Source organism: Vibrio sp. 1069 (assembly GCF_033340555.1).
This window is the reverse complement of record NZ_JAWOWP010000487.1, coordinates 1-649: the sequence shown is the minus strand read 5'-3', so window position 1 is coordinate 649 and position 649 is coordinate 1. Positions and strand designations below refer to the sequence as shown.

Genomic DNA, 649 nt, shown 5'->3' with positions numbered 1-649 from the left:
TCACGGTTACCGATGTCAGAGTCCAAATCTAGGAAGTAATCAATGTCACTGACTTGTGAGTAATCAACTTTAACAATCCACTGTTTATTGATAATACCATCGTGCTTAACTTGGTAACCCCAGCGAGAATCATCTTGATATTTTTTATCGCTGTTGAGGTATTCGCCTTTCAGTTTACCTTCACCCCAGCCATCGGTTAGGTAACGGAAATCGGTGTCGAGTTTGGTGCCACGTTGCTGCATGTAGAGTGCAGTGAGTGTCATGTCGTATTGAGGCGCGATGTTCCAGTAAAATGGCACTTCCACTTCCATACCGTCACTAGAACCGTAAGAAAGAGAAGGGAATAGGAAACCGGTTTTACGCGTGTTGCCAATAGGCATGGTCATGTATGGCACGTAAAACACGGGCACATCCATGATCTCAAAACGAGGGTGGTGCAGCGTGGCGGTCTCTTCGTCTTGGTCTACGTCAATGCCAGACGCAACCAAGCGCCATGAATTATCGCCTTCAGGACATGATGTGATTGAGCCATCTTCTAGTTCATAGACCGACTGACCTGTGCGCGCAATGTAAGCGGCAGTACCACGCCCTTGTTGGCAAAGAAATTGGTATTCGGTGTTTTCAGGCGAGAAGGTATCTTAGTTGTGTA

The 649-nt window shown here is 46.7% G+C and carries 1 pseudogene; it reads right to left on the bottom strand.

From position 1 onward, the window contains the following. Positions 1–638, bottom strand: a pseudogene (lptD, locus tag R7040_RS27325) (LPS assembly protein LptD); the annotation flags it as partial. Between the last annotated feature and the right edge of the window lie 11 nt (positions 639–649).